The sequence below is a fragment of the Natrinema zhouii genome (assembly GCF_013456555.2).
In the GTDB taxonomy this organism is placed as follows: domain Archaea; phylum Halobacteriota; class Halobacteria; order Halobacteriales; family Natrialbaceae; genus Natrinema; species Natrinema zhouii.
The window spans coordinates 1,106,854-1,120,395 of record NZ_CP059154.1 but is presented as its reverse complement, the minus strand read 5'-3'; the positions used below and the strand labels follow the sequence as shown (position 1 = coordinate 1,120,395).

General features: G+C 64.2%; 9 protein-coding genes and 1 pseudogene. 2 read left to right on the top strand and 8 right to left on the bottom strand.

The features are described 5' to 3' along the window. Positions 1-21: 21 nt before the first annotated feature. Together HYG81_RS24190 and aglG are read right to left on the bottom strand one after the other, a co-directional pair. The gene (locus HYG81_RS24190; RefSeq protein WP_180842222.1) at positions 22-1,014 is read right to left on the bottom strand and encodes a glycosyltransferase; all 993 of its coding nucleotides are present in this window, start codon (positions 1,012-1,014) and stop codon (positions 22-24) included. Then, positions 1,011-1,931, bottom strand: coding sequence for a glucosyl-dolichyl phosphate glucuronosyltransferase (gene aglG, locus HYG81_RS24185; protein WP_180842221.1), 921 nt, complete (start codon positions 1,929-1,931; stop codon positions 1,011-1,013). The genes HYG81_RS24190 and aglG overlap by 4 nt, the downstream gene beginning before the upstream one ends. Positions 1,932-2,043: 112 nt before the next feature. On the opposite strand from aglG, the gene HYG81_RS24180 reads away from it, so the two are divergent. Next, a complete protein-coding gene (locus tag HYG81_RS24180; RefSeq protein WP_180842220.1) occupies positions 2,044-4,974 on the top strand; it encodes an oligosaccharyl transferase, archaeosortase A system-associated in 2,931 nt (976 codons plus the stop codon). A 476-nt stretch (positions 4,975-5,450) separates the two neighbouring features. Further along, a complete protein-coding gene (locus HYG81_RS45360; protein ID WP_255647673.1) occupies positions 5,451-5,585 on the top strand; it encodes a DUF7503 family protein in 135 nt (44 codons plus the stop codon). A gap of 98 nt (positions 5,586-5,683) precedes the next feature. Here HYG81_RS45360 and HYG81_RS24175 read toward each other — a convergent pair. The 6 genes and pseudogenes from HYG81_RS24175 to glpA all read right to left on the bottom strand — a co-directional run bounded on the left by HYG81_RS24175 (position 5,684) and on the right by glpA (position 13,520). Continuing rightward, positions 5,684-7,758 (bottom strand): annotated as a pseudogene (locus tag HYG81_RS24175) (hypothetical protein). A gap of 62 nt (positions 7,759-7,820) precedes the next feature. Next, on the bottom strand, positions 7,821-8,990 hold the full coding sequence (locus HYG81_RS24170; RefSeq protein ID WP_180842219.1) for a Cdc6/Cdc18 family protein: 1,170 nt from the start codon (positions 8,988-8,990) through the stop codon (positions 7,821-7,823). Then, a complete protein-coding gene (locus HYG81_RS24165) occupies positions 8,990-10,378 on the bottom strand; it encodes an anaerobic glycerol-3-phosphate dehydrogenase subunit C (protein WP_180842218.1) in 1,389 nt (462 codons plus the stop codon). The genes HYG81_RS24170 and HYG81_RS24165 overlap by 1 nt, the downstream gene beginning before the upstream one ends. After that, positions 10,375-10,530 carry a hypothetical protein gene (locus HYG81_RS24160; protein WP_180842217.1) on the bottom strand — a complete coding sequence of 52 codons (156 nt, stop codon included), beginning with the start codon at positions 10,528-10,530 and terminating at the stop codon, positions 10,375-10,377. The genes HYG81_RS24165 and HYG81_RS24160 overlap by 4 nt, the downstream gene beginning before the upstream one ends. Continuing rightward, positions 10,530-11,837: a glycerol-3-phosphate dehydrogenase subunit GlpB gene (glpB, locus tag HYG81_RS24155; RefSeq protein ID WP_180842216.1), complete on the bottom strand. Its 1,308-nt coding sequence runs from the start codon at positions 11,835-11,837 to the stop codon at positions 10,530-10,532. The genes HYG81_RS24160 and glpB overlap by 1 nt, the downstream gene beginning before the upstream one ends. Then, positions 11,838-13,520, bottom strand: a complete 1,683-nt coding sequence (gene glpA, locus HYG81_RS24150) for an anaerobic glycerol-3-phosphate dehydrogenase subunit GlpA (protein ID WP_180842973.1) — start codon at positions 13,518-13,520, stop codon at positions 11,838-11,840. Positions 13,521-13,542: the final 22 nt, after the last annotated feature.

The window sequence follows — 13,542 nt, the reverse complement described above, 5'->3', positions numbered from 1 at the left end:
GCCGGTAACTGCATTCTCCCGTTATTTTACGATTTTGATGACTTGTTTATACGTTTCAGCGATCTCCGACCAATCGAAGTCTCGAGTGAACGACTGCAACGGCGTCGGATCGGTCGCCGCGGCGTGCTCTATAGCACGAGCGATACTGTCAGGTGTCGGCTCACAAAACTCAACGAGGCCATCGAATCGGGCCTCGGCACGACCGCGAACTTGAACGGTCGGCAACCCTGCGGCACCGTACTCGAGCACCTTCAGGGTGTGCGGGTCGTCGACGAGGCAGATGCCGACATCTGCGGCCCGAAGGTAGCCCGGAACGAGATCGTGTGCCACAGTCCCGGGGAAGATCACGTTTTCGTGTGTTTCCGCTGTTTGCTCGACGAGACTACCGAGCGATCCCGCACCGAGAACGACGAGTGTCCAATCCTCGAGGACCGTCGCTGCAGCGAGCAGTTCTCGGATCTGGTAGATCGATTCGAGTCCACCGACGTATATCGCGACGTTCTCCGTATCAGGAACGTCAAGCGCCGATCTCGCCCGTGAGACCGTCTCCATCGGCGGGTTCGCAAATCGGTCGTACTCGACGCCGAGCTCCGTCTTCGTCGCGGATCCGAACCGCTCGATTCGGGTTTTCTCTTCGTCGTAGACGTACAGCGCGTGGTCTGCAATGCGAAACGCCGCGTTCTCGAGTCGGCGGACGATCGCCGCGAGCCAGCGCGAACTGTTCTCCTCGAACTGACGGATGGGATCGACGTGATCGACGACCAGCGGCGTCCCGGTCGCGAGTTTTATTACTGTCCCAGCGATGGCACCCGCCCGCGTGGTTCCGACGATCACGTCGTAGCGGTTGGCTTCCCGAAGCGATCCGAGTACCGTCTTCGGTGTGGTGCCGCGGAGCGTCACTGCGATCCCGTCGCTCGAGAGGTGATCGGCGATACGCTGTCGGCCGACGCTGATATCGGCGGGTTTGTCGGGAGTGAGCCAGAGTACTGCTGGTGTGGCGGTCATGACAGTCATCGGTACTGCGTGATACCGTACAGATATCCGAACCCGACGACCGCGGTGAAGACGAACAGTGCGAGTAGCCTGGTCGCCCGTTCGATACTCGGGTCGGTCGCGAGGCGATGCACTCGGTCGGGGACGAAATCGAAGAGGAGTTTGCCGAGGAACGCGCTCTCTTCGTCGCTCGAGTTCGGAACGAGCGTCTCCATCGCTCGTTTCGAGTACCCCTGCCAGAAGGCCCGCTCGAGGAGCCATGTCGGATCAATTCGATACTCGAAGACCTTGTGCTCGACCGTCGCGTCGGGAACGTACCGGACACCGCGACCGTACTCTTGTTGCATCCGCGCGCACAATTCCGTCTCCCCTCCCTGCAGGTTTTTGTCACCTTTCCGGCCGCCGATATCCGTATCGAAGCCGTCGAGGTTCAGGAACACGTCGCGACGAAAGGAGATGTTCGAACCGAACGTGTTTCGAACTTCGCTCGCACCGTCGGCGAAGCCGCGATGGGTAACGCCGATCAGCCAGTAGAACTCTTCGGGGAGAAACGCCGGTTTTCCGGCGACCCAGCGCGGCGTCATCTTCCCGCCGACCGCGATCGCGTTCTCTTCGTCGTACGCCTCAACGAGCGACTCGATCCACGCCTTGTCGGCGACAGCGTCGTCATCAAGAAACGCGACTATATCGCCACTCGCGAGTTCGACGCCGTGGTTTCGGCTCGCAAGCAGTCCGCGGTTCTCGTCGTTACAGTGAATAACGATATCGTCACGACCACCGAAGTCCTCGCGAACGCGGTCGTAGACGGCCTCGACGCCGTCGACCACGATCACGAGCTCGATTCCATCGTACGTCTGCTCGAGGACGCTCGTTGCGGCCTCACAGAAGTCATCGTACGTATCGAGGGCATAGGTGCAGAGGATGACCGAAACGTCCATTGGAGCTACGTTCTCGACCGACCCCCGTCAGTGTGTCGGACAGTTCCTCAAATGGGAAAACTACGCAGGTATATGACAAGGCTTATTCTTGACTTGGGTCTGGTGGAACCTAATGAGCACCGACACCGAACACGTTGACGAGGGGACCGAAACTTCCATCCTCGAGGCGTGGCGAAACTGGTATCACCTCCCCGTACTCGGGGTCGTGATGCTGTTCATGCTGTGGCTGCGAACCCAGTCATACGACCGGTTCGTCACGGACGACGGGACGCCCGCCCTGGCCGGAATCGACTCGTGGTATCACTGGCGGTCGATCCAGTGGACGGCGGAGAATTATCCGCATACGATGCCGTACGAGGTCTGGACGGGGTTCCCGACCGGTCACTACGTCGGTCAGTTCGGGACGCTGTTCGATCAGCTCATCGTCACGGCGGCGATGATCGTCGGTCTCGGCGATCCGTCGAGCCAAACGTTGTACGCGGTCGCCCTGCTCTCCATCCCCGTCATGGCCGCCCTCATTGCGATCCCCGTCTTCTACATGGGTCGGCGCCTCGGCGGGACGCTGGGCGGCATCGCTTCGATCGTCATTCTCGCACTCGCGAAGGGACAGTTTCTGTCTCGATCCACGGTCGGCCAACTCGATCACCACACCGGTGAGGCGCTGTTCATGGCCATTGCGGTGCTCGCGATGATGGTTGCGCTCACCGTCGGTGAACGCGAGAAACCGATCTACGAACTGGTCGCAGACAGGGACTGGTCGGCCCTCCGGACGCCCGCCCTCTACAGCGCCCTCGCTGGGTTCGCACTCGCACTGTACATCTGGGTCTGGCCGGCAGGTATCGTACTGATCGGTATCTTCGGCGTCTTCTTCGCCATTCAGCTTTGTCTCGATTACGTCCGGGGAGTCTCCCCGGATCACGTTGCGTTCGTCGGTGCGGTGAGTCTCGGCGTGACGACGATCGTGACGACACTGCTTATCGAGCAGCCCGGTCTGGAGACCACAGCGTTCAGTTACCTCCAACCGCTCCTCGCCATCTCGGTCGCAGTCGGCTGTCTCTTCATGGCCTGGCTCGCCCGCGAGTGGAACAACCGGAAGATCGAGCGTCGGTACTACCCGGTCGCCATCGTCGGTATCATAACTGCTGCGTTGCTCGTCATGTGGCTCGCGCTACCGAATCTCTACAGTACCCTGATCGGAAACCTGACGGGACGGCTGCTTCCCCTCGGCGCATCTGACTCTGCGCTCACTGTCCAGGAAGTCCAGCCGCCGGACGACTTCTTCAATCACGTCTTTACCGAATTCGGAACCGCGTTCTACACGATGCTCGCCGGCCTCGCCTTCCTCGCGATCCGGCCGTTCTTCGGCCGCCGGTTCCGCGCCGAACACACGCTCGTCATCGTCTGGTCGCTGTTCCTGATCAGCATGGCCGCGACACAGGTTCGCTTCTCGTATTACCTCCTGCTCGCAGTCGCTGTCGTCAACGCCGCCTTCGTCGCGGAGCTCGTACAGCTCTTCGATCTCGATCTCGCGGGCAGTCGCGAGTCGCTTCGCCAGATCGAGACCTATCAGGTCATCGTCATCGCACTCGTTTTCTTGCTCTTGTTTGCACCGTTACTCCCGCCGCTCGCTCAGGCAACAGCGTGGGACAATGCCGAACAGACCGGTCCACATTCGTCTTCCACGATGTGGGAAGGATCGAACGAGTGGATGCAGGAGAACACGCCTGCCCCGGGGAATTACGGGAACGCATCGAACGCGGACCAACTCGACTACTACGGGACGTACAATCCCGCGAACGACGACTACGAGTATCCGGCGGGGGCCTACGGCGTCATGTCGTGGTGGGACTACGGCCACCTGATAACCACCCAGGCCGAGCGGATTCCACACTCGAATCCGTTCCAGCAGAACGCGCGGTCGTCGTCGGCGTTCCTGACCGCCGAGTCCGAGGAGCGCGGTGAGCTGGTTCTCGACGCGATCGCCGCAGGCGAACCGGTCGCCGATCAGTCCAACGAGGAACTCCGTCAGGCTGCCGCCCAGAGCGACTCCGAAGAGCCGATCCGGTACGTGATGGCCGATTACCAGATGGCCAGCTCGAAGTTCGGCGCGATCACCCAGTTCTCCGGGCCGGACTACTCCCATTACGTGACGCCAGAGAACTACAACGGTCAGCCGATCAATGCGACCGAACTCGGGCAGGTCTACGGTGACCTGCCGTACGACGACACGATGCTGTCGCAGTTGTACTTCGACGACACCAACGGCATGGAGCACTACCGGCTCGTCCACGAGGACGCCAGCGCGGGAACGGCGGTCTTCGTCAGTTACGCACAGGTCGACAATAGCGGACAGGTCATCCACGTCGACGGGAACGGTGAACAGGTATCCCCCGGTCAGGGACGACCTGCAGTGGTCGTCAACCGGCAAATCCCCCGATCACAGCTGCCACAGCTCCAGAACCATCCGAACGTGCAGGTCTTCGATGCCAAGAGCGCGGCCGCCGTGAAGACGTTCGAACGCGTCGACGGCGCAACAATCACGGGCAGCGTCGACGGCGTGTCCGATACCGAGAACGCGACGGTCTCAGCCAGGGTCGAACTCGAGACCAACTCGGATCGCACGTTCAACTACACCCAGCGAACGGACGTAGCGGACGACGGAACCTTCGAGCTGTCCGTCCCGTACGCGACGAACGACGAACTCGGTGTCGAGGACGGCTACACCGACAGCAGCGTCGAGGCGACCGGTAACTACACGGTCACCGCCTTCGCGTCCGGCGAACAGGGACTGCAGCAGTTCAGCGGAGAGACGACCGTTCCCGAGCCCGCAGTGATTCAGGGCGAGACCGTCAGCGTCGGCGACCTCGAGGAAGTCGAGAACCCGTCCGGGAACGAGACGGCGGGCAATGAGACAGCAGGGAACGAAACGGCCGGCAACGAAACCGACGACGGAAGTACGGATGCGGATAACTCCAATTCGTCGGACGACGGAACAGCCGATAACGGGACCGCGAACTCCGTTGCAACAGCGCGCGCACCGTAAGTGATCGGTGCGCTCGGCAGCGTCTGACTCTCGATCAGTGCGAAACGCGGGACCGATTTCGATCGGCCTCGAGATAGAACGCGAGCGATACGGACGACTTTCCTGCCGCCTTTCGAGGGGATCCCGACTGGATCGGTCGACGTCGTTCCCGGCGTCTCGAGAGCGACGATCGCGTTTGCCGTGCGCGTGATCATCGGATTGCGTCGGCTGTGCTCACGAGGCCAGTGACGACTCTCGAGGATAGATCGTCTGGCTGTCCAGCGGTGGGACGATCGTCGCGGCCGTCGGCTTCGGAACGGAAGTGGTATCACCCAGACTGACAATCAGTATCGAGCACAGAGTGACCTGACACGGGCACCGAATCGGCGTTCTACCGCCGTCTCCCGTTTCATGCCGGATGTTCGTTGTATCATAATATCTCGTATATGTTTCTATACGGTAAATTTATTTCCATTGGCGGCAACCATTGGATTGCAATGTCCGCAAAAGACAGCATGAAAGACTACCTCGCAACGCATCCTCGAATGATCGGCGCGCTGTTCACCCTGTTCGTCCTGCTCAGTCAGGCAGGGTCGGTCGCGGCAGGAAGTATGTCCCAGGTTGGCCCCTGAATCGGGACGCACGATTCGAGGTTTTTGTCGTGAACGGAAACACGTCGCGAGCAGCAGCTAAACCGTATTGAGTCACTAGTCGCGTTGAAGGGCCGTTCTCATTCTAGTACCGACGTCCCGATGCCGTCGTTCCAGTGGAACTCACCGTCGACGACGACCGGGAGTTCCGTCCAGGTCAGGTATTCCTGAAGCTCCGTCGTCTCGATCGGCAATCGCGGGGTGTGTCCCGGCGTGAGGTGACAGTCAGACACCGAATCGATCGGTGATGCCGTCGTGGTCCCCAGTTTGAACTCTTTCGTCGAGTACGACGTGACCGAGAAATCGAACCCGTCTCCGTCGCGGGTCTCGATCTCAACGAGCATCGGGGCACCGCCGTCCGACTGGGCGATATCCGTCGAGCCGTCACCGACGATGAGATACTGGTCGCCGAGCATCGCGTTCTCTCGAGCGATCTCGAGCGCCCCCCGAAGCGGGAACCCTCGGTTGAGCAGTCTGGCGATGGTCTCGCCGGCCGTGACGGCGTCTTCGTTGATGACGTCCGCGTACGTACTGACGCCGCCGAATGCGCCGCGGCGGGTGAGCGCGAGACCCTGTTCGTAGGACCGGCAGGCGTTGAGGAAGAAGACGCCGAGATCGACCGACTCGAGGGTTCGGACGTCGAGATCGTCGTCTGGACAGCAGAGCCCGTCTTCGGTCGCGTGTCCGATGTAGTGGAAGAAGTCGTAGCCCCCGTCGGTCAGCAGCGTGGCCAGTCGGTCGGAGTTGACGCCGAACTCCGAGTCGATCTCGAAGGGGAGGTCCTCCCGGTTGCCGTAGCTGCCGTCGAGCAGGTCGTGTTCGTCCATCATCCGGGCGTCGTTACAGACGAGCAAGAGCTCGATCGACTCCACTCGTTCCCTGTGGTTCAGTTGGTTTCGGTACGCTTCGAGCGTCGCTTTCGAGGCCTGCTGGGGAACCCCATCCCCGAACCAGGCGTGTTCGACCGATTCATTCGTAACCGTCGGGACGACGAACCCCGACCCCTCTCGGAGCTGCGAGGGGGAGCGAGAGATCGTCGACGACCGAACGAGTTGCGAGCTCGTCGGTTCCGCGGTCGGGATCGACCCGGGCATCTGCCCTGCGTCTCGCGGACGATTCCGAGTTCGTTGACGACGAACGGGAGTAACGAGGCGCTTTCCGGATCAGACGGCACATGAGCGGTCAGCGGCCACCGCGAAACGTGTGGTTCGATCGTCTCGAAGGGAACGTCGAGGTATCGTTCCAGTCGGTGAGAAAGCGACAGGTCGTACGTTTCCGCGAAATCGAACGATAGCTCGTCCTCGAGCGAGGCCCGTTCCAGCAGTTCGTACCGGAACATGCCGTCCATGCGGACGATCGCGTCGAGAAAGAAGAATCGTTTCAGGAGGTGGGCCATCTCGTCTTCGAACGAGCGGGACGTCGAGAGCGAGTGCTCGAATCGCGGCGTCTCGAGCGTCGGCTCGGTCCCGGGCCGGATCGTCGCTCCCAGAAAGAACGCGAGCGGGGCGGCCTGATACACCGCCGAGTACTCTCGTGGGACGGTGAGGGAGATACTGCCGTCCGGTCGATCGATCGTGTCGGGAATCTCGAGCCGGTCGCCGAGTTCGATCAACGGCGGATGGCCGCGTAGCGTCGGCCACGTCCGCTCGGGCGAGGTCGTTTTGAGGGCGGACGGGAGCGCGGAAACGGCTTCCATCATCGATTCGATGTCGGGCGGCGTGGTAATCGTTCCCCGCGGCTGCTCGTGGAGCGACCGGACACCGAGTTCGATCGTCGTTTCCCGATCGGTCGAAACTCGGACCGACGTTAGCCCGATGTCGATCGTACCCGGTGCGTCGATGCGACAGTAGAGCTTGATCGGGCCGCTCAACCCGACGAACTGGGTTCGTTCTTCGAGTCGAACCGTTTCGCTGGCGTCGAAACTCGCCTCCGTGCGGCCGGTCTCGTCGTGAACGGTGACGGAGTAGAGCTGATTGAACGTGAGCGAGTCGGTCTCGAGCCGACACGTCTCGTCGATCGGGAAACAGAACCGCTCCGGCTCGACGGCGTCGACCGACACTGACCCCGGCGTTTCGATCTGCAGGCGCCGTTGCTCGATGGAGTCGTATACCTCGAGTCCGGCCGGATCGGCCGTTTCCGCGATCTCTATCGTCATCTGTTCTCGCTATCATCCTACTCATACGCCGCACCGGCAAAAAGGATTGTATCAGCCGTCGGTCACGGGGTCTCGTCGAGCGATACCGTCGTTAGCGACCGGAACGCAATCGTCGGGAACCGCGGTTCGACCGTGCTCGGCTGCCGACCGCCGTCGTGACCGGTTGCCGACAGCTGCATCCGTTCGATGACGCCTCGGTCCGCGAGTTCGTAGAGGAACCGCGTGACCGTCCCGGCGGTTAGTGACGACCGAGCGGCGATAGCGGTCGCTATCTCGCGAATGGGGAGGTCCGTCGAATCGATCTCGTCGAGCGCCAGCAGCACCCGCTGGCGGGTCGCCGAGAGCGCGAGTACCTGACCGACGTGGACGCCGTCGTCGGGCACGTCGGTCCGCGCCGTCTCGAGGTGGCGCGGTTCGATCCGCTCGGCCTCGTCCTCGCTCGCGAGGACGGCGGCACCGAACAGGGCCGCGAGCGCGTCGTGGGCGTTCCCGTCGGCCCAGGCGGCCAGTTCGCGAACGTCGTCGTGATCGAGTGCGCCCGCCGCGAGCCCCGTCGAGGCGCGGTCGGTGACGACATCGACGAGTTCGTGATCGCGGTACGCCGGAACGGTGACCGTTTCGCCCCGGTGATCATCGGGTTCGGTCCGTCCGACCGTGACCACGGCGACGCGGTCCTTGACCGGTGCTAGCAGGTCGCGAACGCGATCGATCGCGAGCGTTTCGGGTTCGTCGTGGTGGTCGATCGCCACGACGGCGCGTCGATCCGGACGGGACAGCCTGTCGCGGAGGCGCTCGCGGAGGTCGTCGGTACCGACGCCGCTCTCGGGCACCCGTTCCGACGAGAGCCCCGACAGCACCGCTCGGTAGAAGGCGAAGGGGCTCTCGACCCGACGGCCGTCGACGGCGACGAACCACGTCACCGGGTCGGTGTGTCCGCCCCTCGTCGTCGTCGCGATCGCGCGGCTCGAGCGACCGAACTGCTCGTTCAATGCGTCGAACATCGCGGTTACGACCGCTGACGTGCCCGACCCCGGTGGCCCAACGATCGCGACCGGCGGCGGCAACCCCCCGTCGAAGACCGGCTCGAGCGCGTCGAGCAGTTGCTCCAGCACGGGGCCCCGACCGACCGGTTCCGGCCGGTGGACGATCGGGCTGAGCTGATCGCGATCGACCACGATGCGTCGCCCCTGCCGCGCCGACCGTCGTCGCGCGATTCGCTCCTGAAGGTCCATTACTGCGCGCCTGCCTCCCTCGCGGTTCCGACGAGTGCTGCCTCGAGCACCTCGAGCGTGTGGGTGATCTCGTAGCCGGTCCCGTGTTCCATCTGCATCGAGCAGGTCGGACACTCCGTGAGTCCCGTCTTCGCGTCCGCGTCTTCCATATGGTCGAACATTTCCGACCCGATTTTCATGGATGTTTCGTAATGCTCGGCCTTCCAGCCGTAGGTGCCCGAAATCCCCGAACAGGAGTCGCCGACGTCGTGGGCGTCGACGCCGTCGATCGCCGCCAGCACTTCCATCGTCTGCCCGTCGAGGCCCTGGTTCCGCGCGTGACACGGCGCGTGGTAGGCGAAGTTCGAATCCGCGAGCGCCCCGTCGATCGACGTCCCCTCGAGTTCGCCCTCGAGGTCCTCGTGGACCCGGAGGTACTCGACGGCGTCCCAGGTGTTTCCGGCGACGTTCTTGGTTCCCTCGAAGTCGAACAGTTCGGGGTACTCCTGCCGGATCGACATCGAACACGAACTGCAGGAGGCGACGATATCCGCGCCGTCTTCGAGCGCCGCGGCGAGCTCCCGGACGTTCGTCTCGGCCGATCGGCGCGCGTCCTCGAGCATTCCGTTGGCGAACATCGGCGTCCCCGAACAGTGCTGGTCGGGGACCATGATCTCGTAGCCGAAGTGTTCGTAGACACGCACGAGGGCCTTGGCCACTTCGGGGGTGTTGTAGTTCGCATAGCAGCCGTGGAAGTAGGCGATGCGCTTTTCGTCGCTCTGAACCTGCGTACCGCCTCGCTTCGCTCGCGCCTTCTGCGCTCGCTTTTTCGAGGTGGCGTTGCCACCTCGCTTCGTCCACCACTCGCGAAACGTCTCCGTCGCGAACTCCGGCAATTCCCGCTCGCCGGAGATTCCGAGGAGTTTCTCACCGAGCCACTGCGTCGCGGAGAGCCCCATCACGAAATTCGCCGTCCGCGGGAACATCGACCCGAGCGGAGCGAGTCGGCGGTAGTTCGCGAGGATGCGATTCCGAACGTACTCCCGCGAAAACTTGTCCATCTGCTCCTCGACGTACTCCCCTCGAGCGGTGTTGTGCATCTGGGAGAGGGGGACGTCGGAGGGGCAGGCGCTGTCACAGCGCATGCAGTTCGAGCACTTCATCACCGAGTCGTCGACGTCGTGGTCGTCCTGGCGCTTGAGCCGCCACTGCTCGGGGCCCTGGAACTTCGGCCCGGGGAACTCGTCGTCGACCTCGGCGACGGGACAGTTCGTGTCGCAGGTCGAGCACTTGTAGCAGTCGTCCGCGCCCGGCCGGAGGTCCATCTCCTCGGCCTCGGGGAAGACCTGAATCGGCTCGAACTCGTCGTCGCCCGCTGGGTCGTCGGTCGGTCGTTCTGCGTCGCTCATTGAATCACCTGAATCAGTCGGTTGTCGCCGTCCATGCCGTTCGTATCGTCTGTGCCGCTCGTATCGCCCGTGCTGCTCATGTCGATCGGGCGAATCAAATCGCGCACGTGGCGTCGGTCGATTCCGCCGCTCGAGGCGCACACGTCGTCCATCACCGTTCGCCCTCCGAGGCAGCGCGTCGGCCCGCGACGTAGCCAGTCGCGAGCGAGACGCCGGCGCCCGACTTCTCCGCCGCGAAGTCGTAGCCGCCCAGCACCGCTCCCGCCGCCCGGAGGTTCGAGAACTCGGGCTCGTCGGCGGCGTCGAGCGGGCGGAGGTCGCGGTCGACCGGAAGCCCGAACCGCGCGTAGGGCTGGTCACCGAAGACGTCGTCGACGAACCAGTCGTAGCGGTCCGCTGCGTGCGGGACGTGGCAGTCGAAGATCGGTTCGAACACCCGTTCGCGCTCCGATCGCACGCCCTTTCCGACCAGCCCGCCCGTCGCGAGCACGTACTGGTCTGCACGGTGGGGAATCTCGCTCCCGTTTCGGTCGACGACGACGTGATCGATTCGTTCGGGGCCGTTCGGGCCCGTCTCGCCCGCGCCGGTCTCATAATCGACGACCGGAACCCCCGTCGTCACTCGGACGCCCCGCTCCTCGAGCGCGTCGTACAGGCGGTCCTCGAGTCGCATCCCGGGCAGGCTCGGCGGCCCCATCGGGACCTCGAAGACGTCGACGCCGAGTCGGTCCGCGAGGTCGGCCCTGACCGCGTCGGCGCGCTCGTCGCCGAGGATCGCGGGGAAGCCGACGCGGGACTCGCCCTCGAGGTGAGAGCGAATGGTCTCGGTAAGGGCGTCACGAGCGGTCGTCTCACCGGCTGCCGTCTCCACGGACTCGTCGTGATCGAGCAGGTGCGCGTACCGCGTGATCTTCGCGTCGTCTCGAGTGATACCGGGGAACCGAACCGTGACGCCGCGGGCCTCGAAGGGAACGCCTGCCGCCTCGAGGTGGGACGCTGCCAGCGGCGCTTCGAAATCCGGCAGCGTGTCGAAGCCGACGAGCAGGGCGTCGCGGTCGTCGCTCGCGAGCCCGGCGGCGGTCGAGACCGGATATCGGGCGGTCGGCTTGACCGTTCCGCCGTGGGTCGGGACGAGCGCGTTCGCGTCGGTGTGTGACCCCGCGTAGGCCTCGCCCGCGATATCGTCGAAAAAGGCAAGAGCATCGCGGACCGCCTCGCTCCCGACGCGCTCGTAGGGATGGCCCTCCGGAAGGTCGGCGAGCGCGTCGAACGGATCTACCAGCGGGCCGTCGCCCGCCGGCGCGTATCCCAGTACGTCGATCAGTCCACTGGCGTGGCGGAGCGTGCTCTGCTTGTACGAAACGAGACGCACCTGTCTCCCCCGATCCGCCGCGGCGAGCGCGGCGGTCGCACCGGCGAGTCCGCCGCCGATGACGAGGACGTCGTCCTCGATCGCCATTTATCGACCTCCTCCGTCGAAGGCCGCGAAATCGACGGCCGCCGTGTCCGCGTCCGCGCTCGCGGGATCGCGATCCCGGTTCATCGTCGTCGCGTGCAGCGCGTAGTTGAGCATCGCCTGTGAGAGCTGTTCGCCCCACAGCGCGTGGCGTTCCCCCTTCCAGCGCTCCTGAAAGAGTTCGTCCAGCGCCTCGCGGACCGTCTCCTCGTCGTACTCGGGGTGGAGTTCGTTCGCCATGTTCTGACAGCAGAAGCCGCCCTGACAGTTCCCCATCGAGGCGCGCGTCCGGATCCGAACCGCGTTCAGATCCGAGCCCGACTGCGTGATCGCGTCCCGGATCTCCGCGCGCGTTACCCCCTCACACTGGCAGATCACCGGGTTCGGCTCGTCCGTCTCGAGCACGTCACGCGCCCGGCTTCCCAGCCGTTGCTTGCTCCGGCGGGCCACCGGCGAGCGCAGCCCGAAGTCGTCCATGCCGGCCTCGAGCGTCTCGATGTTCTCGCTACCGGGCAGGGGTTCCTCGGCGGTCGCACAGGCGGCGGTCACGCCGAGTTTCTCGCAGACGTGATCCGAAATCTCCTCGGCCATCGCCCGGTAGGTAGTGAACTTGCCGCCAACGATGCTTGACATCCCCGAGACGCCGTCGCGGTCGGCGTGGTCGAGCAGGAAGAAGTCCCGCGTGATGTCGGTCGGGTCCTCGGTGCCGGTTCCCGGCGGCTCGTACAGCGGTCGGACGCCCCAGAACGAGCGGACGGTTCGGGCCTCCTCGAGGATCGGGACGAGTTCCGAGAGGGTGTCGATCAGCTGGTCGACCTCCCACCCCGCTTCCGGATAGTCGTCCGGATCCGAGACCTCCTCGTCGGTCGTCCCGAGGATGGCCGTCGTCTCGTGGGGAACCACGATGTCGGCGTCGCCCTTCGGCCGGCAGCGGTTGATCACCGTGTCGACCTGCCGGACGTTCATGATCGTCATCACGCCCTTGGAGGGACGGACCTCGATCTCGAGGTCGGCCATCGAACCGATCTGGCCGGCCCACGCGCCGGTCGCGTTGACGACGTAGTCGGCGGTGATTTCCTCGGTCGTGCCGGGCGTCGCGTGCGTGCGCTTTCCGGGCCCCGATTCGTGGCGCACCTCGACCCCGTAGATGCTGTCGCCGGCGCGCAAGAGGTCTACCACCTCGGCGTGGGTTTCGATCCGCGCGCCGTGGTTTTCGGCGTCGATCGCGTTCGCGACGCAGAGCCGGAACGGGTCGACCGCGCCGTCGGGGACCTCGATCGCTCGCTTCACGTCCGTCGCGAGGTGCGGTTCGACCTCGCGGGCTTCCCGCCCCGAGAGCACGCGAGCGGGGATCCCGCACTCACGACAGCCCTCGAGTTTCTCGCGGAAGTAGTCGTCCGGGTCCTCGGGCCGCTGGACGAACAGGCCGCCGGTCTCCTCGACGCAGTGGCCCGCAATCTCCCGGAGCACCTCGTTTTCCTCGATACATTCACGCGCACTGGCCCGGTCGGACACCGCGTACCGCCCGCCGCTGTGCAACAGGCCGTGCATCCGGCCGGTCGTCCCGTCTGTGAGGGTTCCTCGCTCGACGAGCGTCACCTCGAGGCCGCGGAGCGCCAGATCGCGGGCGATACCGCAGCCGGTCGAGCCGCCGCCGAGAACGAGGACCTCCGTATCGGTTGCCATCCCTTCGTCCGCATCTACGATC